We start from the raw sequence: 21,105 nt of genomic DNA, 5'->3' as shown, positions 1-21,105 counted from the left end.
CAGTCCGGCACCCCCCGCTCCGCCCGGATCCTCGACGAGCTGCGCGCGCTGGGTCGCCGAGCTCGGCGAGGAGCGGGTGAACGCGCTGGAGGACGACCTCCGCACGGTCACCGACGGCCCGCTGTTCCGGCTCGACCTCCCCGTATGGTTCGGCGGAGGCCAGGGCTCGAGCCCTAAGGCTCGAACACCGCGTCCGGCTCCACGGTCACCTCGAGCACCAGCGGCGTCTCCCGCCCCGCCAACCCGGGAACGACGTCGTCGAGCGCCTCCTCCAGCGCGTCCCAGGTGTCGACGCGGCGCGCCGGGCAGCCGAGCGCCTCGGCCAGTCCACCCACACTGACCTCGGTGAACGCGGGCCACGGCGCCTTCCCGTCGCCCTGCTTCTCGGCCAGCCGGTCCATGATCGCGTAGCGGCCGTTGGCGAGGACGACGAACAGCACTCCCACCCGGTAGTGCGCCGCGCTCCACAACGCCTGGATGCCGTAGAGCGACGACCCGTCCCCGACGACCGCGACCACCGGCGTGTCCGGCCGCGCCATCCGCACCCCGATCGCGGCGGGCAGCGCGAACCCGAGCCCGCCCATCGCCGCGCTCAGGAACCCCAGCGGGCGCCGTGCCGGGAGCAGGCGATGCAGGTCCGGCCGACTCGACGGCGTCTCCTCGGCCACCACCGTCTCCGCCGGGACCCGTGCCGCCAGCGCGGCGAGCACGTGCGCCGCCCGCAGCGGCTCCCCCGCCGCCGGTGGTTCCGGCGCCGAGGCGCGGACCGGGGAGAACGCCGTTCCGGCCGGCTCCGGCAACCGCTCGGCCAGGGCCGCGCAGACCGCCGCCGGACCGGCGACGACGGCCAGGTCGACGGGGCTGTGCCGGGCGTCCTCCGGGTCGTCGGTGATCATCGCGAGCCTCGTCCCGGCGGCGACCAGGGGCCCGGGCTCGTAGGGGTACTGGCGGAACACCGGCGCGCCGACGGCCAGGACGACGTCGTGAGCGGCCAGCGCGTCCCGCAACCGGGCCCGGCCCGCAGGAAGGTGTCCGGCGAACTGCGGATGGTCCTGCGGGAAGCCCGCGCGCGCCGCGAACGGCTCCTGCCAGACCGGGCAGCCCAGCTTCTCCGCGAGCGTGACCAGCGCGGACCACGTCCCGGCACCGTCCGCGTCCGCCCCGACGACGAGCGCCGGGGACCGCGCGTCACCGACGAGCGCGGCCAGCTCGTCGACGACCGACGGGTCGACGGCCGTCCCGTGGCGCAGCACCGCGGGCGCGGCGACCTCGCCGTCCCCGGCCTCGGCGGACCAGTCGTCCGACGGCACGACGACCAGGGCGGGACCGCGGCCGTCGCGCGCCTCGTGCCAGGCCCGCGCGACCGCGCTCGGGACGTCCTGGGGTCGGGCCGGCGTCGTCGTCCAGACCGGGTAGCTGCCGGCGAGGCCCTCGAGGTCGCCGGCCAGGAACGGCCGGAACGCGAGGTGCCGGCGGTCCTGCTGGCCGACGAGGACGACCAGCGGCACCCGGTTGACCCGCGCCGTCGCCAGGGCACCGACGGCGTTGCCGAGCCCGGCCGTCGTGTGCAGGTTGACCAGGGCCGGGCGGTCGTTCGCGGTGGCCCAGCCGGTCGCGATCCCCACGACCGAGCCCTCGTGCAGGGCCAGGATGAAGTCGATGTCGTCGGGCAGGTCGGTCAGGAACGCGACCTCGGTGGAGCCCGGGTTGGCGAAGATCGTGGTCAGGCCGTGGCGGCGCAGGACGTCGAAGGTGGCGTCCCGGACGGTTCTCATGCGTCGGCCTTCCGGGTGGGCGCGCCGATCCGGCCGACCGCCGCCACGGCGACCGCGCCGAGCGCCGCGACCAGCGCGAACACGTAGAAGCCCCAGGGGTAGGCGATCCCGGCTGTGAGCAGCGCGCCGCCGATCAGGGGCCCGGTGATCGCGCCGAGCCGGCCGATGCCGCTCGCCGCGCCGAGCGCGGTGGCGCGCACCGCGGCCGGGTAGTGGCGACTGATCGCCGCGTAGACGAGGACCTGCGAGCTGAACACGAACACGCCGGCCAGCAGCACGCTGACGTACACGCCGATGCCCGGAAGCCTGATGCTGAGCAGCGCGAGGAAGACCGCCGCCGCCGTGAACCAGCCGATGACCGCCTTCCGAAGGCCCATCCGGTCCGCCACGCGGCCGGCGACGAGCAGCCCGACGACCGCGCCGACGTTGAGCACGAGCAGCAGAGCCAGTGCGGCACCGAGCTCGTAGCCCGCCGACCGCATGATCTCCGGAAGCCAGGTGTTCAGGCCGTAGACCAGCAGCAGGCCCATGAACGAGGTGACCCAGAAGGCGAGCGTCGCGCGCAGGTAGCCGCCGCGGAACAGGGCCGCGACGGGGTTGCGGGTGCCGGTGACCTCGGCGGTCTCGGCGACGGCGTCCCCGGTCAAGGACTCGGGCAGCCGCGCCGCGATCAGCGGGACCAGGACCAGTGCCGGGAGCGCGCCGATGACGAACATCGCCCGCCACCCGAACGACGGGATCACCAGGATCCCGAGCAGCGCGGTCACCACGGCCCCGACGTGGTAGCCCGTCATCATGGTCGTGGTCGCGCTGCCACCCTTCCCCACCCGGGCGAACTCGTTGACCATCGCCAGCGCCACCGGCAACACACCGCCGAGGCCGAGCCCCGCGAGGAACCGCAGGACCCCGAACATGACCGGACCGGTGGCGAAGGCACAGAGCAGGGTGAGCACCGAGAACGACGTGACAGTGATCAGCATCATCCGGCGGCGGCCGAAGCGGTCCGTCAGCGGACCGATGCCGAGCGCGCCGACCATCACGCCGAGCAGCCCGACGACCGAGATCAGCGACGCGGTCGCGGGATTCAGTCCCCAGGCCGGGTCACGCAGCAGGGACGGCAGCACCACGCCGAGGACGACGAGGTCGAACCCCTCGAGCGCCACGGCGGTCCAGCACAGCGGCGCGACCCAGCGCGGCGACCCCCGTCCTCCCGAACCGGCCTTCTTGCCGGACATCGACACTGATTCGGTCACGGTCACCCTCCCCGGTGAGCAGGTGCGGGGAAGTATGGGTGCCGATGTCCAGCCTGTCAGGGCGCGCTTCCGTTGGACGGAAGCCGGGCGTCAGGTGCGGATACGCGGCGGCTGCGCGGCCCGCGGCCGAGGGGTGCCGCGGCGCGCGTCGGCTCCACAGGAGACGCAGACGTTCGACGAGTACTCCGTCATCGACGGGCCACCGCGCTTCGCCGCGAGGGTGAGGCGATCCGCGTGCTCGAGACAGAACTCGACGCCACATCCGACGCACCGACCGAGGGGCGTGCCCGGACATCCGGTCGCCTCGCCGGGCATCGGGACTGCGCAGTTCGTGGCCATCGAAGGGGCCCTCCGTCTCCGTGCCGGCGAAATCGGACTCTCCGGCAGAAGACTCACATTATCGACCGGGAGAAACAATGCGGAAGACTCTCGGCCACTCTCAGGTGAACCTCGATCACGGCCGGATGCCGCGGTTCGTGATTCTGGTACACATCGGACCGGTCGAGGCCGGGCGCCGGCGCGTCGCCGCAGCTCGCGCACCGTTCGCCCCATCTTCCGGCCGCGTCGGAGCACGTGGGAGCGATCGTGAGGAGCAGACACGGCGGGCAAGTTCGAGGTGTACCAGGACCCCCTGGGGAACAACCGCGCTGCCGCTTCCGGCGCGAGGAGGCGGCGGCTCACCGGAGGTGTTCGCGCGCCCAGATCGCCGCCTGGACCCGGTCGGTGACCTTGATGCGCTGGAACACGTTCGTCAGGTGGGCCTTGACCGTGCGCTCGCTGATGCCGAGCCGGCGGGCGACCTGCTTGTTGGCGAGCCCCTCCGTGACGAGCGTCAGGACCTCGCGTTCGCGCTGGGACAGGTCGGTGACCGCCGAGCGCGCGCGCTGCCGGTCGAGCAGCACCCGGCCCGCCCTCGGGTCCAGCGGGGCCTCCCCGGCGTCGACGGCGCGGACGGCGTCGATCAACGCGTCCGGCTCCAGGTGCTTGAGGAGGTAGCCCCGCGCGCCCGCGTCGAGCGCCTCGAGGATGCGGGCCTCGTCGCCGAACGACGTGAGGATGACGACCCGGACGTCGGGATGCCCGGACACGATCCGCCGGGTCGCCTCGATGCCGTTCGTGACGGGCATGGCGAGGTCCATGAGCACCACGTCCGGCAGATGCTCCCCGACCAGGGCGACGGCTTCCTCGCCGTCCGCGGCCACCGCGACGACCTCGATGTCCGGCGCGGTCTCCAGCAGTTGGCGCAGGCCGTGCCGCACCACGGCGTGGTCGTCTGCGACGATCACTCTGATCATCCGAGCGGTACCTCCAACCGCAGCACCATGCCGCGTCCGGGCACGGACTCGAGCTGGAGGACGGCGCCGAGCGTCTTCGCCATGTCCCCCAGGGACCTCAGCCCGAGATGGCCGGGCCTGCCGGGCACCGGGCCCGGGAGGCCACGACCGTCATCCGCGACGGTCATCACCAGCGCATCACCCGCGCGGCCCACGGTGACCACGACGCGGCGCGCGTCCGCGTGGACGACGACGTTGCGGACGCCCTCCTGGGCGACGCGGTACAGCAGTTCCATCTGTTCCCGGCCGAGGACCTCGACGGGCACCTCCACCCGGAGTTCGGCCTCGATCCCGCGGTGGCTCAGGCGGGCGGGCAGGTCCGACAGCGCCGCTTGGAGGCCCTCCTCGTACAGGTTCGGGGGGTAGATCTCCACCAGCAGCGAGCGGAGGGACCGCACCGTGTGCCGGATCCGCCACGCCGCGCCGTCCACCTCGGCGACGTTCACAGCACCTCCCGCGCGCACCACGGCGCCCAGCGCGAACGCCACCCCGGCGAGGTCCTGCACGACGCCGTCGTGCAGGTCCCCGGCGATGCGGCGACGTTCGGTGTCGGTCGCCTCGATCACCCGTCGCAGCAGGGTCTCACGCTGACGCTGGGCCCGCCGGAGCCGGCGGGCGAGGGCGAGGGCGATCGGCAGCTGGAGCAGCGCGAGCAGGACGAGCGCGCCGAAGAGGGAGGGGGCGAACCTCGTCCAGGTGCGCCTGCCCTCCTCGGTGATCGCCTCGTAGCGGTGGTGGGCCTCGAACAGCACCGGCACGCCCGAGGGGGTCGTCAGCCGCTCGTAGACCTCCAGCAACGCGATGTCGTGGTCCTCGAACCGGTTCTCCGGACGGGTCAGGTCACTGAGCTCCGCGTGCCGCTCGCCGGTCGCGAGCACCTGGCGCTCGTCGGCGCTGAACGCGAGCTGCTCCCCGCGCAGGCGCGGCTCGTCGGAGTACAGGATCCTGCCGCTCCGGTCCCAGATCTTCACCCGGACCAGGGAACCGGTGAGGGCGCGGGAGCGCACGACCTCGTCGAGGGCGGCCACCGCCCGGGGATCGTCCCTCAGGACGGCATCGTCGAGGGCGGGCCGGACGGCCAGGTCGCCGACCAGGGCGGTGGCGCGGACCGCGGCGTCGATCGCCACCTCCGTGCTCATCGTGCGGCCGGCGTAGGCGGCGGCGACGGCGACGACCAGGAGTGTGACGAGGCCGGTCACCGCGTAGCGCACGGCGAGGCCCGCGCTCGAGGGCTGCCGCTCGTCGTGGAGGTTGCGGCTGCGGGTCCGCGGCTCGCCGGCGGGCGCGTCGACACGGCCGGACCTCGTGCGCGACGCGCTGCGGACGCTCATCGTCGCGGTAAGGAACCCGCGCTCACCGCGGCCGCCCGGGGGACGACGGGTGACGGCCCGACGCAGCGATCATGGTCGCGGCGGCGCCGTCCTCGGCCTGTGCGCGCAGCGCGTTCCGGACCGCGATCGCGAGCTCGGCGGTCTCGAACGTCCCGACCGCGCTCACCGACCGGTTGAGACCGCGGTAGAACTCCTCGGTGCGGTCCGCCGAGCGGGGATCGACGCCGCTGACGACGCAGCCGGGCAGCTCGATGTCCTCCATGACGTACCCGAGGGACACGTCCCGTCCCACCTGCAGCGGGGTGAGCAGCTCCGCCGTGGCGGAGAAGACCTCCGCCGCCTGCCGCAACCGCGTGTCACCTTCGAGGATCACGAGGGCCCCGGCGCGCAGGTACGGGGCGAGCGCGGCCGCGGCGATCTCCGCGTCCGTCTCCGGCGCGGCGGCGGACAGCGGGCAGATCGCGACACCGAGACCGGCGCACGCGACGCTGTCGCCGGTGATCACGCACCGGCCGCGGCGCATCGCTCGCCGAAGCACGCCGGCCGCCCAGTCGTTCGCGGACAGGCCGCGTACGACCTCCCGGATCCATCCGGCGTCCTCCCCGAGGGCGGTGACGTGGTAGTTCGCCTCCAGCGCGTCGACGATCAGGCGGACGCCACGCTGCCCCAGGTCCGTGACCACCAGACGGGGCGACTCGAGACTCGTCCGTCTGTCGGGGACGGGAGAGGCGTGAGGCTCAGCGCACATCGGAACTCCAGGACTGGGGAGACGGCGCCCCACAACGGAGGCGTACTCCAGCGTGACCCGTCACCGCGTCACACACCATCGGACCTTGGTCGTAGGACCCGCACTCGACGGCCCTCGTCGCCGACCCAGGTTCGCCAGGGTACGGCGGAGGGGCCCGCCACGACACTGTCGCAGCGGGCCCCTCGTGTTCATGTGCTAGCCGTTCGTGACGGTGAACGGAGCGGTGGCACCACCCTTGTCGGATTTCACGATGATCCGTCCGGGGTTCGTGGTGGGTCCGCCCGCGCGGACGCGCACGGAGTAGTCCCCCACGGTCGCGGGTGCGACCGGCGCCGTGACCGTCGCCGTGGCACCGGTGATCGCCGCGCCGGCCGTGCCGTCGGCGTTCACCCGGTGGACGGTGAGGTTCGCTCCCGCCATCGAGCCCGTGCCGCCGACCCGGAAGTCACCCGCCTTCCACCGGGCCGTGGTGATCGTCAAACGATCCACCGTGGCGACCGGCCGGACCGTCACCGGCGGTCCCGATGCCGGGCTGAGGGCCGTGCCGGCGTAGGCGATGACCGTCACGCTGTAGTCCACGCCGTTCGTCAGACCCGCGACGGTGGCCGACGTGGCCCCCGCCGGCGCCTCCTGCGTGACGGGCGTCGGTGTGGCGCCCGACGCCGGGGTGGCGGTCACGACGTACTTCGTCGCCGCGGGGGTGCCCGTCCAGGTGACCCTCGCGGAGCGGTCGAGCGCGGTGGCCGCGACCGCGGTGGGCGAGGCCGGGGCGGCCGGGGCGGTCGGCTGGAAGGGCCCCGCCGTCGCGGTGTCGCTGAAGTTGCCGTCCTTGTCGAACGCCACGGATTTCAGCGTCGTGTTCGCCGCGGTGATCACGACGGGCGTCTTGTACAGCAGAGCATTGTTCGACGGCAGGTCTCCCATCCGCGGCTCGGAGCCGTCGGTCGTGTAGTAGATCTCGGTTCCCGTCGTCGTGCTCGCGAGGGTCACGCCCGTCGAACCCGCGGTGGCCGTCGGCTTGTCGAACGTGGCGTTCGGTGTGGGCCCTGCCGGCCCGGGGTCCGGGTTCGGCGGTGTGGCGGGCGAGCTCACGGGGAACGTCTCGCTCATCTGCAGCGCTGGCGCGGTCGCCGGCCCCGCCAGCGAGCGGACCTCGACGTCGTAGGTCTCGCCCGGGGCGAGCCCGGCGATAGTCGTCGACGTGGCGTTGGGCAGGGTTCGCGTCCCGACCTGCACCTGCTGGCCCGCAGCAGCCGTCTTCGCGACGGCGACGACGCTGTAGCCGGTCACCGCGGCCGCGCCGGGAACTGCCGATGCCGGAGTCCAGCTGACCTGCATCGACGTGCGGTCGCCGGAGCGGACCACCGCAGCGTCTCCGGGCTTCGGCGCACCCTGCTGCGACGGCCCGACCGGACAGCCGCCCATGCCGGGCCCGCCCTGCTCGCCGTACTCCGCGATCGTGAGGCCCTGCCGGTTGCCGTCCTCGTCCTCGACCTGCCAGGCCATCATCCGCTCGCCGCCGCCGTTCGCGGCCGTCTGCGCGGCCTCGGGCGTGGTGAACTCGTAGGTCGCGGTGAACCGGTCACTCACGACGAACAGCGCGGACCGGTAGTTCCCCTTCGCCGACTGCGCCGGCCCACCCGGGATGGCGCGGACGTCCCGACGGGCGACGTCGGGCAGGTCGGTGAGATCGGGGTTGACGATCCGCTGCTCGAGCCGTGTCCGGTCAATGCCGGCGGCGATGCGCCCGGTGACGGTCAGGGTGTTCCCGCTCAGGCTGGACTTCGTGTCCACGAAGGTGTCCTGGACGACGGTGTCACCCGCGAGCGCCCCGGCGAAGCGGATCGAGACGGTGTCGCCCGGTTTGATGTCGGGAGTGACGGCGAGGTCGGTGCCGGCACCCCAGCAGTAGCCACCGGGGTGGTTGATCTCGAACGCGACGTCGCCGGTCTCCACGACGCCCTGCGCCGAGCCGACGACCTGGCCGGCGCGGGTGACCTCGACGAGCGCGGTCTGCCCGATCCGGTCCTGGTAGCCCTCGATCGTCACGAAGTCACGGTCGGGGAACACGACCACGTTGTCGGGGAAGGCGGGGGGCGCAGCCGATGCCACGCCGGCGCCCACCGCCGCCGATGCCAGGGTCAGTGCCGCGGTGAGGCCCGCGATCGCGGCTGCCCGGCCACGGCGGGACCGCGGCGGCGGGGTCACCACCGGGGGAATGCCGGGCGTCGTGGGGTGGTCATGGCGGCTCCTCGGGAGAAAGGCGGCGATGAGCGTGCTCATCGACAATCCGCCCGATCCACCCCGGCGCGGGAGCCGCGCCGAAGGGGGCCGCCGTCCCCCAATCGGAGGGGTCAGCGCTCGCGGCCCAGCGCGGCGGCCGCCGCGGGCGACCATGCGGTACCGCCCGAGGCCACCCGCCGGATGGCGTCCACAACGTCGTCGGGCGGGGCCGACTTCGAGAGGTAGCCGACGGCGCCCGCGGCGTGCGCCCGGCGGACGGTGTCGCCCGACACCGAGGACGTCAGGAAGAGGACCCGGGAACCGGGAGCCGCGGCCAGGAGCCGGACGGTCGCGGCGACGCCGTCGACACCGGGCATGGCCGCGTCCATCACGATCACGTGCGGTGCCAGGCGTTTCGCGGCCTCGACGCACTCGGCGCCGTCGGCGCACTGGCCCACCACGGTGAATCCGCCGACCGAGTCGAGCAGCGAGCTGAGGCCGAAGCGGACGGCGGCACTGTCGTCGACCAGCAGCACCCGGATAGCCGGGGCGTCACCCGTGGCGGAGCCCGGTGAGCCTCCCACGTCCGCGACGGTGTCCATGCCGATCACCTCCCCGAGGACCTGCGAAACAGGATCCCACCCCAACGGCCGGCCGGGCGCCAGTGCACTTCGCGGGGGCCGATCCGGGCAAGCTGATGTCGGCAAACGGGGCAGAACGTAACACCCTCGTTCCAGGGCCGAGCCTTCCCTTGACGCGTCTGCGACGGAGGGGGGCACATGGACGACGCGAGCGTGGAAACGACCACCGTGGAGGCGGCGCCCGCCGAGTTGCGGGTGCTCGTCGTCGACGACCACACGACCTTCGCCGAGCTGCTTTCCTTCGCCCTCTCGACCGAACAGGGCCTGAGCTGTGTCGGCACGGCCTCCAACGCCGCGGAAGGGATCGTGCTGGTCCAGGAGCTGCGCCCGGACATCGTGATCATGGACATCGAGATGCCGCGCCAGGACGGGCTCGCCGCCTGCCGCAGGATCCGCGAGGTCGCCCCGGACACCGTGATCGCCGTCGTGACCGCGCACCGTGAGCCGGACTGGGTGGTGCGGGCGACCCAGGCGGGTGCCTCGGCGTTCATCCCGAAGAACGGTTCGCTCACCGAGATGCTGGACGTCCTGCGCCGGGCGCGCAGCGGGAGCATGCTCATCGCCCCGTCGGCGTTCGCCCTGACCGGCGCGACGACCCGGCAGAACCCGGCGATGCCGAGCCTGACCCAGCGCGAGCGGGACGTCCTCGCCTGCCTGGGCCGCGGGATGGCGCCGAAGGCGATCGCGCGGGTCCTGGGCATCAGCGTGCACACCTGCCGCGGCTACGTGAAGTCGCTGCTGTCCAAGCTCGACGTGAGCTCCCAGCTGGAGGCGGTCGTCAAGGCGCAGGAGCTCGGCATGCTCGACGAGCCGCGATGAGGGCCGGGTCTCCGGTCTCCCCGGTCCGGCGCCAGGTCACGACGTTCATCACGGTCGGAGTGATCGTCCTCGCGGTGATCGCGTTCGGCGCCGTGCTGGCGAGCCGGACCGTCGCGCGGGCCGAGGCGCTCCGGGACGCCGAGCGCGTCACCGACCGGCTGGCCCACCTCGTCGTCGAACCGCTGCTGGCGGGTGTGATGGCCGACGATCCCCGTGCCCGTGACGAGCTCGATGTGGCGATCTACAACCGGCTCAGCGACGGCTCGATCAGCGAGGTCAACGTGTGGCGGCGGGACGGCACGATCGTCTACGCCGACCAGGCCCGCATCATCGGGACGCGGAAGACGCCGCCCGCCGAGGCCGTTGCGGCGATCGAACGGAACACCGTGAGCGCCGAGCTCCAGGACTCCGACGAGGCGGGCGTGCTGCCGGGCGACGAGCGGTTCGTCGAGGTGTACGTGCCGCTGGCCCTGGCCGACGGCACCCGGTATGCGTTCGAGGCCTACTTCAGCTCCGCGCGCGTCGACAGCCAGGCCGCGGCGCTGGTTGGGACGCTCGTCGCGCTCGCCGTCGTCCCGCTGGTCGTCCTGCAGCTGGTGCAGCTGCCCATCGCGCTCTCCCTCGCCCGGCGCGTCCGCCGCCAGGAGGCGGAGCGGGTGCGGCTGCTGCAGCGGGCGCTGTCGTCGTCGGACAAGGAGCGCGCGAAGATCGCGGCCGACCTGCACGACGGGGTCGTCCAGGACCTCGCCGGGGCGGGGTACGCGCTCGCCGCGCTCCGGACGTCGGTCGCTCCCGGGCGCCGCGGCGTCGCCGACACGGTCGCGGGCGCGGTGCGCTCGGCGGTCGACGAGCTTCGCCATCTGATGGTCGACATCTACCCGCCCGACCTGTCGGGGCCCGGCCTCGCCGTCGCCGTCGAGGGCCTGGTCCGGCCTCTGCGGGAACGGAACGTCGACGTCCTCGTCGACGTCGCGCCGCTGCCCACGCTGGATCCGGAGACGGCGGCGAGCATCTACCGGGTGGCCCGCGAGACCCTGATGAACGTCTCCAAGCACTCGGGGGCGTCCCACGTGCAGGTGCTCCTCGAGGTCCTGGGGCCGGAGCAGGAGGCCGTGCGGCTGCGGGTGTGCGACGACGGCGTCGGCATCCCCGCCGCGGAGGCGGACCGGCAGCACGACGGTCACTTCGGCATCCGGATGCTCTCCGACCGGCTCATGGATCTCGGCGGCCGTTTCTCCGTGATGCCCGGGCCCGCCGGCGGCACCGTCGCCGAGGCGGTACTCCCGCTGGCGATCGTCGTCTGATTGTGAGGATGGCGTGACCAGCCCGGTGATGCCGGGTTGGTGTGTGACAGCGGTAGGTGGCCCTTCGTCTGGCTGGCTGTGGTGCCTTGCAGGGGACTTGCCCACCTGCTGTTGTCGGCACCGGCCCCGCCCGGAGTAGCTGCCCTGATCAGGAGCTTGACCGCCAGTAGCCGCCGGCGTGTCTCATCACGGTCCTGCCGGCTCCGACCTGGGACCGGGACCTTCACGTCCCTCCAGGCGAGGACGAGGCCGCCGAGCACGAACGGCGATCCGGGCGATCGTGCGGTCCTGGCGGCCGGACCTGCTGGCCGTGTCCGGGGTCGGACCGATCGTCGCGGCCACCGACACCCGACAGCTCTACCGACAGCTCGAAAACCCACCCGCCACGGCTTGACCATCCATAGGAGCGTCCCCCAGAACTGGGGGTCCGACCCACCCCCACCCTCGGCTGCCACCCGGCCGCGTTCCCGACCAAGATCGCCCGCGACGACACGGTGCGACGGTGGGAGACGAATGCTCGAGCGGGCAGGCGTGCTACGCCGTCGGATGGGGATCGCGCTCGTCGTCTGGCTGGTCCTCGGTCCGGCGTCCGCCTCGCATCCGTCGGTCGGGAGCGTCGTGGCCCCGACCGCGGACGCCGTGAAGGCGGCCCTCCTCACGAGTACCGGCGCCGGCACCCGGGCCGCGTCGGCCCTGCCCGCCTCCCTCCCTACCGGGGAAGGCGCGACCGGCGAAGGATCCGTCGAGAGTGGACTCATCGAGAGGGGACCCGTCGGGAGTGGAGCGACCGGCGGGACGGTGACCGCGGTCGGGATCGCGCCGATGGTCCAGGACGCGTACCTCTCCGCGGAGCGGACGCTCGCCGATGCGGTTCCGGGCTGCAGGCTCACGTGGTCGCTGCTGGCCGGCATCGGCCGGATCGAGTCCGGCCATGCCGGGGGCGGCGAGATCGACGCGGCCGGGAGGACGCTCGTCCCGATCCTCGGGCCGCAGCTCTCCGGGTCGGACGGGTTCGCGACGGTGTCGGACACCGACGGTGGATCCCTCGACACCGACCCGGCGTGGGACCGCGCGGTCGGCCCGATGCAGTTCCTGCCCGGCACCTGGCGCACGTACGCGGCGGACGGCAACGGTGACGGGACCGCCGACCCGAACAACGTGTTCGACGCCGCCCTCACCGCGGGACGCTTCCTCTGCTCGGGCGGCCGGGATCTGTCCACAGCAGACGGCGTAACGGCGGCGCTGCTGCGCTACAACGCCTCCATGGAGTACGTCCGGGACGTCCTCGCGGCCGCAGCCGCCTACGCGGGCGGCCTCGTCCTGCCACCGGCGCCGATTCCGGCGGTGTCGGCCAGCGCCGCCAAGGTCCTCGCCGCCGAGGCACCCCCGGTGCCCGCCGTGCCCCTCCCCGCCGCAGCGCCGGTGTCCGCGGCCGCCCCTGCCACGGCCGTTCCCGCAGCGCCCGTTCCCGCAGCGCCCGTTCCCGCAGCGCCGGTCCTCGCAGAGATTCTGCCGCCGTCCGTCCCCGCAGAGGTGCCCCCGGCGCCGGCAGTCACCACCCCGCCGGCCCCGTCGTCCGCGCCTCCGTCCGCACCCGCCACGTCGTCCACGCCCCCGGCCGCGTCGACGTCCGCACCGCCCGTCCGGCGCACCACGCCGGCCCCCTCGACCTCTGCGTCCGCCGTGTCGCCGAGCTCGCCCGCGCGCGATTGTTCAACTGCGACAACGACATCCGGCGCGGCGACGCCCGCCTCGACAGAGCCCTCGCCTCCTCCTGTCACGCAGTGCTGACCGCATAGACCCCCCAGAGTCGGGGGGCACGGTTCCCCCCAACCACGGCTGCCCCGGCACAGCCTCCTCGCCGCAGACTCGACGAAACCGACAGTTCGAACCAAGTCGAGGAGTACGACGATGTCCACCCGGGCCGTCTCCCGTCGCGACCTGCTGAAGGTCTCCGCACTCGGCGCCGCAGCGCTGGCGCTCCCGTTCGAGCGCGTGGTGCGCGCGAAGGGAATCTCACGTATCGCCGAGAGCAAGCTCCCGAAGCCGTTCACCGTCCCGTTCGTCGTGCCCCCGGTCGCCAAGCCCATCCGCAGCGACGCGACGACGGACTACTACCAGATGTCGATGCGCCAGGTGCAGGCCGAGATCCTGCCGGGCGTCGGAACCGACCTCTTCGGCTACGACGGGCAGGTCCCCGGTCCCACGATCATGGCGAGCCAGGGCCGACAGGTCGTCGTCCGGCACGTCAACGGGTTGCCCGCCAAGCACCCGCGGTGGTCGTACACGCCGTGGACGTCGGTGCACCTGCACGGGTCGGCCTCGCTCCCGCAGTACGACGGCTACGCCAGCGACATCACCCAGCCGGGCCAGTACAAGGACTACGTCTACCCGAACATGCAGCCCGCACGGACGCTCTGGTACCACGACCACGGCGCCGCCCACACGGCGGAGAACGCCTACATGGGCCTCGCCGCGATGTACCAGCTGACCGACGCGCAGGAGCGGGGCCTGCCCATCCCCACCGGCCGCTACGACGTCCCGCTGATCCTGTCGGACAAGATGTTCACGGCGGACGGCCAGCTGATGTACGAGGACAAGAGCCACTCCGGGCTCTGGGGCGACGTGATCACAATGAACGGCAAGCCTTGGCCGCGCATGCCCGTGGAGCGGCGCAAGTACCGGTTCCGGATCCTCAACGCGTCCCTCTCGCGCGGGTTCCGGTACAAGCTCTCCACCGGGGAGCCGATGACGGTGATCGCGACGGACGGTGGGCTGATGGGCGCCCCGCAGCAGGTCTCCGAGATCCGGCACGGCATGGCCGAGCGCTACGACATCGTGATCGACTTCGCGAAGTACAAGATCGGGCAGCGGGTCGTCCTGCAGAACCTCGGCGTGAAGAACTCCACGGACTACGACACGACGAAGCAGATCATGGCGTTCGACGTGGCGGCGGAGCCGACCGACGGCACCAAGAACGAGGTCCCGTCGGTCCTGAACCCGAACCCGTCCGCGATGGGGCTCACCGAGTCGATGTCGACGGCGACCCGCAAGCTGGAGGTCATCCGCGGAAACGGCGAGTGGTCCGTCAACGGTGTCACGTGGGAGCAGATCGTCGCCTCCGGCTACCGGAAGGTCATCGCCAACCCGGCCAAGGACGCCGTCGAGGTCTGGGAGATCACGAACAAGTCGGGTGGCTGGTTCCATCCGGTGCACATCCACCTCGTGGACTTCAAGATTCTCTCCCGCAACGGAAAGCCGCCGCGACCCGAGGAGCTCGGCCCCAAGGACGTCGTCTACGTCGGCGAGAACGAGACCGTCCGGCTGCTGATGAAGTTCGAGCACCAGACCGGCCGGTACATGGTCCACTGCCACAATCTGCCGCACGAGGACCACGACATGATGACCCAGTTCGAGGTCGGCACCGCCGGGCCGGACCCGATGACGGCCGCGCCGGCCCTCCCTTGGACCGCGGGGCTGAAGCTGTGACCGACCGGACGACGGCGGCCCGGGCCGTCGTGGACCCGCACCCCGCCCACCCCGGAGATGTCGACGAGGACGGCTCGTCAGCCCTCCGCTCCCCGGTACCGACCGTCACCGCCGGCCTCGTCGCGGCCGGCGCGGTGACCGTCGCAGGGGTGCTGCACCTGCTCGCCGCCCTGGAACACGTGCAGCACCAGATGACGTTCGCGGTGTTCTTCATCGTGGTCGGCCTGGTGCAGACGGGCGCCGGCGCCGGGCTGCGCCGGGGTTCGACGCCCCTGCGGGTCGGCCTCGGCCTGGCCGCCCTGGTCGGGCTCGTCGTGCTCTACGTGTACAGCCGCACGATCGGACTGCAGATCGGGCCGCACGCCGACCGGCCCGAGGACCCCGACTTCCTGGGCATCACGGTCGTGGTGTGCGAGCTGGCCACCATCGCGGCGATGATCACCCTCCTGCCCGACCGGCTGCGTTCGGTGGCGGGCAACGCGGTGCTGGTCGTCGGAATCGGCGTCTGGGTGCTGTGGGCGACCGGCGTGGTCGGCTGACCCGGCCGCGGTTCCGGACGGTCGTGACGGCCCTCGCCGTCACGGCCGTCGTCGCGGTCGGGCTCGGCTCGGCCACCGGTGTCGTGCCGTTCGAGCTGGTCCGCATACCCAGCGACAGCATGACTCCCACCCTGGAGCCCGGGGACCATGTCGTGCTGGACCACCGCGGCCGAGCCGTGTCCCGGGGGGACCTCGTGGTCGTGCCCGATCCGCAGGACGGGACGCTGATCGTGAAGCGGGTCGTCGCCGTCGGCGGAGACATGGTGGGGATCTCGGACGGCGTACTCGAGGTCGACGGCCGTGCCGTGGACGAGCCCTACGCGGACCGGAGCCTGGAGAACGGGGTGTACTACGGCCCCTACCCCGTGCCGGACGGCCGGCTGTTCCTGCTCGGGGACCACCGCGCGGTCTCGGTCGACTCCCGTGCGTTCGGCCCGGTGCCCGCCACCGACGTCGTCGGCACCGTGGACGTCCGGGTCTGGCCGCGGCCGGGTTCGCTGGACGAGCCCGCACGCTGAGCCCCGGCTCCGTTCGGGCCGTCGACGCCCGGTCAGGGAGTCGTACCGGCCGGAGTGACGACGGCCGACGACGTCGTCGGCGGGCTCGTCGGCGTGGTTGCGGACGCGGATACCCGGCCGCTCGGGACAGCCGCTGACGGGGCGCTCACCGGTGCCCGACGCGGGGCGCTCCTCGACGGAGGTGCCGTCCCCACGGAGCGTAGGCCGCCGTGGTGAGGCCCGAGCAGTCGAACCCGCCTTCGGCCGGGCCGTCGCCGCCCCAGACGTAGATGCCGGTGCCGCCGCACCCGAGGGATCCGGGCACCGCGCAGGTCCGGCGACTCGTACCCGGCGTCGCTCCTGTGCGCGCGGCCCATCCGGCTGTCCCCTGCCTCGGTCCTCAGGGCGTGCTGCCGGTCAGCCCGTGGCGGTGAGGGGGTAGTAGTGCACCCAGTCGAGGTGCATCGCCGACGGAGTGGCGCTGCCCCCCTTGGGGAACCAGTCGAGCTGGATCGTCAGGTGCATCGGGCCGGGCGGCAGCGTCGAGGTGTCCGTGGTGCGGAACCACTCCTGCCCGTCGACGAAGGCGGCGATGTGGTCGGGGGTCCACTCGACCGCCCAGTTGTGCCACTGCGTGGCGTCGATGTTCACCTGGCCGTGGAGCTGGGAGTTGCCGGCCCCGTAGTGGAGGAACATGTCCGTCTTCTGCCGGGCGGGGTCCGACATCTCCATGAAGTCGACCTCGCCGCCCTCGGGCCAGTTCTCCGCGTCGGGCCAGAGGAGCAGGAGGGCGTTGTAGGACGGGTCGCTCGCCGGGGCCATCACCCGGCCCTCCCAGCGGCCGTACTGCGCGCCCTTGCCCCAGGCCATTCCCCCGGTGGTGCCCGCGGAGTCGCCGTTGATGGCGAGCACCCCGTCCTGGATCGACGCCGCACCCGGGCTGCGGGTGCCCTTGCCGGCGTGCCCGGGACCGTCGTAGAGGCCCCACTGGCTCAGGTCCCCCGTGAACTCGTCGCTGCGCGACGGCGTGCCCCAGCCGAACTTCGCCGCCGCGGTGACGCCGGGGGCGGAGGTGGCCGTCACGGTTCGAGACGACGACGTGGTGCCGGACGTGCCCGTCGTGCCCGACGTCGTGGTGCCGTCGCCGGTCGTCCCCTGTCCCGGCGCGAGGCCGTCCGCATATCCCGCGGCGTACCCGGCCTGGTAGTCGGCGGAGGTGCTCGGGTCGGCGGTCGCCGGTTCGGACGAGGGGTCCGCCGTCGCCGCGGTCTCGGGGGCGGTGGTGCCCGTGTCCTGAGCGGCGGGTGTCTCCGTGAGCGCCGCGGCCGGCGCGGGGTCCGTGGCGGTGCTCGCCGTCGCGTCCTCGGCGAGCAACGGCGCCGCGGCCGGGACCGTGCACGTGGAGGCGGGGTCCGCCGCGGAGCAGGTCCCGGCCGGGGCGAACGTCGCGGGCAACGTGGGCGAGACCGACCCGGAGGCGACGCAGACCGCTGCTGCCACCCCTTTGACCACCGCGAACCTGAGGACCATCGGTACTCCCCCCCTCGCGCGTCCGGCCGATCGGACACATCGACCCTCACGCTGCTGCCTGGGCTGCTCCGGCGGCAGACCGAGGAGGGGGGCCGGAGCCCCCCGCACCTGGGGGGTCCGTCGCGGAGAGTGCCCCGCGCCCCCTCCGTTTGGGGGCCGACAGGCCGCTCGATTTGGGCTGTTCGGTGTAGTCGGCCGGGCCGATCATGTGTCGTCGTGAGCTCGTGTGTGGGTCCCGAACCGGGTCGCCGGTCCGGTCCGACCCTTGGGCCGACGGCCCGCCCCGGACACCGCACGACCGATGTCGCGGGGCGCGTCCCGCCCTGTCCGCCCGGGCTCCGGATCGTCGACACGGGGACTCGCCGATCCCGGTCGGCCGGACGTCACAGCAGGGGCGAGGCGGGCGCCGGTCCGCTCCCGGGTCCGCCGGCCGCGTCGATGCGCCCCGCCTCGGACGTCCGCGGCGCCGAACCGGCCGTGCGGACGTCCCGCATCGCCGTCCAGTACGTCGTCACGGCGCTGATCTCCGTGCTGGTCGTGGCGCTGTGCAGCGTGTGGGCGAGCCGGATCGTCGCCGCCGACTACGCCGTCGACGGCGCGATCGCCGCGACCCAGCTCGCCGCCGACGAGGCGGTGGCCCCGGTCCTGACCGACGGCGTGCTCACCGGGGACCCGACAGCGCTCGAGGGGCTCGACAGGGCGGTCCGCGAGAAGGTCCTGAACGTCTCGATGGTGCGGGTGAAGATCTGGGACGGAACCGGGCGGATCCTCTACTCCGACGAGCCCGCGCTGATCGGAGAGCGGTTCGGGCTCGGTGCGGAAGAGATCGAGGCTTTGCACGGCGGGCACCCGGACGCCGAGATGTCGGACCTCTCGGCCCCGGAGAACCGGCTCGAGGACCGCAGCGTGCCCCTCCTCGAGGTCTACCTCCCATTGCGCACCTCCGGCGGGGTGCCGGTGCTGTTCGAGGCCTACTCCCGCTACGCGGGGGTCACCGAGGCGACCCAGCAGGTCTGGACCCGGTTCATCCCGCTCGGCGTGGGCGCTCTCGTCCTCCTGGAGCTCCTGCAGATGCCGATCTCGGCGGTACTGGCCCGCAGGTTGCGCCGGGCCCGGGTCCAGCGGGAGGAGATGCTGCGCCGGACGTTGACCGCGCTCGAGGACGAGCGCCGGCGGATCGCCGCCGACCTGCACGACGGCGTGGTCCAGGACCTCGCCGGCGTCGCGTTCGCACTCGGGGCGGCCGCCCGGGTGGGCGCCCCTGCCCGGGTCGAACCCGCACAGCTCGCCGAGTCGGCCGACACCGTCCGCCGTTCGGTCCGCGCACTGCGTTCGCTCCTGGCGGACATCTACCCGCCGAACCTCTACGACGAGGGCCTGCCGGCCGCGCTGTCGGACCTGGCGGCGCGGCTCGTCCCGCCGGGCACGACGTCGGTCCTCGACGTCCGGGATCCGCTGCCCCCGCTCGGCCGGGAGCAGGTCGAGCTGGTCTTCCGGGTGGCCCAGGAGGGCCTGCGCAACGTCGTGCGGCATGCCGCGGCGAGCACCGTGGAGATCGCTCTCGGCCAGGACGGCGGCGTCCTCGTCCTGTGCGTCACCGACGACGGGAAGGGGTCCGCGCCCGACCGGCCCGTCGCGTCCGGACACCTCGGGCTGAAGGCGTTGAGCGGGCTGGCCGCGCAGCACGGCGCCGTGCTCGTCCTGGACTCCGCCCCGGGCCGGGGAACGGCCCTGCGGCTGGAGGTGCCCCTGTGACCGGGGAACGGGGGCCCGGCGCCCGGTGCGTGGACGGCGCGTCTCCCCCTCGCATTGAGGGCCCGTGGCCCCCCACCGATGGGCTGGACGGATCATGCCCGCGACCGCGATCTTGTATACCAAGGGGCCATCCGGCCCTGCCTCTGTCGGCTCCCGGCCGGCAGGACCACCCGACGTCGGGGGCCACCGCGATGATCAGACTCATGGTGGTCGACGACCACGCCATCGTCCGACGAGGACTCGTCCGGGTCGTCGAGACCGCCCCGGACATCGAGCTGGTCGGGACGGCGGCCGACGGCATCGAGGCGCTGCATCTCGTCACCAGGACCCGGCCGGACGTCGTGCTCATGGACATCGGCATGCCCGTCCTCGACGGCGTCGGCGCGACCCGGCTGATCGTCGACCACGACCCGCGGGTCCAGGTCGTCGTCCTGACGGGTTCTGCCGACGACCGGGTCTCCGAGGCACTGGACGCCGGTGCCTGCGAGGTGGTGCTCAAGGACGCCGAGGTGGACGTGCTGCTGGAGGCGATCCGGCGCGCGGCGGGCGGCGGCTTCGCGTATCCCCGGCCGCCGGCCGCCCCGCGCGACGGTCTCAGCCCCCGGGAGAGGGAGGTCCTCCGCCTGCTGGCCGTGGGCCGTTCCAACCGGGAGATCGCCCGCACGCTCGGCATCACCGAGCGCACGGTCAAGGCCCATCTGCACCGCGTCTTCCGTGTCCTGGGGGCGACGGACAGGGTCCAGGCCGCGCTCCGGGGCCGCGAGCACCTCGCCCGGGCGGGGTCGTAGGACCAATGGCCAATGGCCGCCGTCCACACTGCTGGGCGAGGGTCGCCCGAGTAGGCCCGGACCTGCCGGCCCCACCGTCACGATCAGGAGCACAAGATGCCTCGCACGTCCTCGACCGAGGGCCCGGCGGCGTTCGTCCGGCCCGGCCTCGCGGTCGTCGTGTCCACCGGGCGTCGGCGCACCGGCCGATGACCACCCTGCTGATCGTGCTCGCCGCCTGGGTCGTGGCGAGCGTCCCGCTCGCGATCGCCTGCGGAGCCGTCCTCGCCCGCCGCGCCCCCTCCTTCCGCGTGCCTGACAGGCGCCGGCTTCGCCCCTCCCTCCACCACGAGGAGATTCGATGCCCCAGGACAACACCCCTCTCCCTCCCGTGACGGACGTCCGGCGCCCCGTGCCCCGGCGCGCGGTCGTCGCCGGGACGGGTGCCGTCGCGCTCGGCGCCGGACTCCTCGCCGCCGGGTGCGCGAGCTCGGCCGCGCCCGGCTCGGCGGCCACGACCCCGGCCGCGGCTCCCCCGACGGCGGGAGCCCCGACCGCGGCCTCCGGCAGCGCGGGCGAACTCGGCTCCACGGCCGACATCCCGGTCGGCGGCGGCAAGATCTTCGCCGACCGGAAGGTCGTGGTCACCCAGCCGACCGCCGGTACCTTCGTCGGGCTGTCGGCGGTGTGCACGCACAAGGGCTGCGTCCTGAACAAGGTGGCCGACGGCACGATCGACTGCCCGTGCCACGGCAGCAAGTTCCACCTCGACGGCACCGTCGCGAACGGGCCCGCCCAGGCCCCGCTCCCGACGATGCCGGTGACGGTGGAGGGCACCAGCATCAACCTGGCCTGAGCATCCTGCAAAGGACCGCGGCGGAGCATTCCGGCCCGGTCCTTCGCCCCGGAGACGACGTCCGGCGGCCGGATCCGCCGTGGTCGCCCGGCTGGTACTAGGACCTTTGTCCACTGGGCCGGTCGGGCCGCAGCTGTCAGGCTCGATCTCTCGGCCGGCCCGTTCCCCGGGCCCGCCCGCCCCTCGAGGCGGGCCCGCTCCGCCGGCCGTCGAGAGCCCGGTGTGCGGTCGTCCCCTCCACCGC

At 73.3% G+C, this 21,105-nt stretch carries 17 protein-coding genes and 1 pseudogene; 9 read left to right on the top strand and 9 right to left on the bottom strand.

Annotation, left to right across the window (positions count from 1 at the left end; genetic code table 11):
* Positions 1-173: 173 nt before the first annotated feature.
* The 7 genes from mdlC to JWP64_RS06330 form a co-directional block, all read right to left on the bottom strand.
* Positions 174-1,775 carry a benzoylformate decarboxylase gene (gene mdlC, locus JWP64_RS06360; RefSeq protein WP_297493460.1) on the bottom strand — a complete coding sequence of 534 codons (1,602 nt, stop codon included), beginning with the start codon at positions 1,773-1,775 and terminating at the stop codon, positions 174-176.
* Positions 1,772-3,010 carry an aromatic acid/H+ symport family MFS transporter gene (locus tag JWP64_RS06355; RefSeq protein ID WP_297493532.1) on the bottom strand — a complete coding sequence of 413 codons (1,239 nt, stop codon included), beginning with the start codon at positions 3,008-3,010 and terminating at the stop codon, positions 1,772-1,774. The genes mdlC and JWP64_RS06355 overlap by 4 nt, the downstream gene beginning before the upstream one ends.
* A 695-nt stretch (positions 3,011-3,705) precedes the next feature.
* Positions 3,706-4,323 carry a response regulator transcription factor gene (locus JWP64_RS06350; RefSeq protein WP_297493458.1) on the bottom strand — a complete coding sequence of 206 codons (618 nt, stop codon included), beginning with the start codon at positions 4,321-4,323 and terminating at the stop codon, positions 3,706-3,708.
* The gene (locus tag JWP64_RS06345; protein WP_297493455.1) at positions 4,320-5,693 is read right to left on the bottom strand and encodes a histidine kinase; all 1,374 of its coding nucleotides are present in this window, start codon (positions 5,691-5,693) and stop codon (positions 4,320-4,322) included. The genes JWP64_RS06350 and JWP64_RS06345 overlap by 4 nt, the downstream gene beginning before the upstream one ends.
* A 22-nt stretch (positions 5,694-5,715) precedes the next feature.
* A complete protein-coding gene (locus tag JWP64_RS06340; RefSeq protein ID WP_297493453.1) occupies positions 5,716-6,375 on the bottom strand; it encodes a hypothetical protein in 660 nt (219 codons plus the stop codon).
* A gap of 261 nt (positions 6,376-6,636) precedes the next feature.
* A complete protein-coding gene (locus JWP64_RS06335) occupies positions 6,637-8,724 on the bottom strand; it encodes a fibronectin type III domain-containing protein (protein WP_297493449.1) in 2,088 nt (695 codons plus the stop codon).
* Positions 8,725-8,795: 71 nt separating this feature from the next.
* Positions 8,796-9,266: a response regulator transcription factor gene (locus JWP64_RS06330; protein ID WP_297493447.1), complete on the bottom strand. Its 471-nt coding sequence runs from the start codon at positions 9,264-9,266 to the stop codon at positions 8,796-8,798.
* Positions 9,267-9,443: 177 nt separating this feature from the next.
* Between JWP64_RS06330 and JWP64_RS06325 the strand changes: the two genes are divergently transcribed.
* The 6 genes from JWP64_RS06325 (at position 9,444) to lepB (ending at position 15,974) form a co-directional block, all read left to right on the top strand.
* A complete protein-coding gene (locus JWP64_RS06325) occupies positions 9,444-10,124 on the top strand; it encodes a response regulator transcription factor (protein ID WP_297493445.1) in 681 nt (226 codons plus the stop codon).
* Positions 10,121-11,428: an ATP-binding protein gene (locus JWP64_RS06320; RefSeq protein WP_297493442.1), complete on the top strand. Its 1,308-nt coding sequence runs from the start codon at positions 10,121-10,123 to the stop codon at positions 11,426-11,428. Before JWP64_RS06325 ends, JWP64_RS06320 begins: the two co-directional genes overlap by 4 nt.
* 513 nt (positions 11,429-11,941) lie before the next feature.
* Positions 11,942-13,219, top strand: a complete 1,278-nt coding sequence (locus tag JWP64_RS06315) for a lytic murein transglycosylase (protein ID WP_297493440.1) — start codon at positions 11,942-11,944, stop codon at positions 13,217-13,219.
* 120 nt (positions 13,220-13,339) lie between these two features.
* Positions 13,340-14,917 (top strand): multicopper oxidase domain-containing protein, encoded by a 1,578-nt coding sequence (locus JWP64_RS06310; RefSeq protein WP_297493437.1) that lies wholly within the window; start codon positions 13,340-13,342, stop codon positions 14,915-14,917.
* Positions 14,914-15,456 carry a hypothetical protein gene (locus JWP64_RS06305; RefSeq protein ID WP_297493435.1) on the top strand — a complete coding sequence of 181 codons (543 nt, stop codon included), beginning with the start codon at positions 14,914-14,916 and terminating at the stop codon, positions 15,454-15,456. The genes JWP64_RS06310 and JWP64_RS06305 overlap by 4 nt, the downstream gene beginning before the upstream one ends.
* A gap of 23 nt (positions 15,457-15,479) precedes the next feature.
* The gene (lepB, locus tag JWP64_RS06300; RefSeq protein ID WP_297493433.1) at positions 15,480-15,974 is read left to right on the top strand and encodes a signal peptidase I; all 495 of its coding nucleotides are present in this window, start codon (positions 15,480-15,482) and stop codon (positions 15,972-15,974) included.
* Between the two features lie 145 nt (positions 15,975-16,119).
* Here lepB and JWP64_RS06295 read toward each other — a convergent pair.
* Positions 16,120-16,248: pseudogene (locus JWP64_RS06295) on the bottom strand (NlpC/P60 family protein); the annotation flags it as partial.
* A 122-nt stretch (positions 16,249-16,370) separates the two neighbouring features.
* Positions 16,371-17,483, bottom strand: a complete 1,113-nt coding sequence (locus JWP64_RS06290) for a glycoside hydrolase family 16 protein (protein ID WP_297493430.1) — start codon at positions 17,481-17,483, stop codon at positions 16,371-16,373.
* A 438-nt stretch (positions 17,484-17,921) separates the two neighbouring features.
* Here JWP64_RS06290 and JWP64_RS06285 point away from each other — a divergent pair, with 438 nt between their 5' ends.
* The 3 genes from JWP64_RS06285 (at position 17,922) to JWP64_RS06275 (ending at position 20,861) form a co-directional block, all read left to right on the top strand.
* Positions 17,922-19,238, top strand: a complete 1,317-nt coding sequence (locus JWP64_RS06285; protein ID WP_297493427.1) for a sensor histidine kinase — start codon at positions 17,922-17,924, stop codon at positions 19,236-19,238.
* A gap of 203 nt (positions 19,239-19,441) precedes the next feature.
* On the top strand, positions 19,442-20,026 hold the full coding sequence (locus JWP64_RS06280) for a response regulator transcription factor (protein WP_297493424.1): 585 nt from the start codon (positions 19,442-19,444) through the stop codon (positions 20,024-20,026).
* A 340-nt stretch (positions 20,027-20,366) separates the two neighbouring features.
* Positions 20,367-20,861 carry a Rieske (2Fe-2S) protein gene (locus tag JWP64_RS06275; protein WP_297493421.1) on the top strand — a complete coding sequence of 165 codons (495 nt, stop codon included), beginning with the start codon at positions 20,367-20,369 and terminating at the stop codon, positions 20,859-20,861.
* Positions 20,862-21,105: the final 244 nt, after the last annotated feature.

Source organism: Pseudonocardia sp. (genome assembly GCF_025465255.1).
GTDB lineage: Bacteria > Actinomycetota > Actinomycetes > Mycobacteriales > Pseudonocardiaceae > Pseudonocardia.
This window is presented reverse-complemented; position numbering and strand designations above follow the sequence as displayed.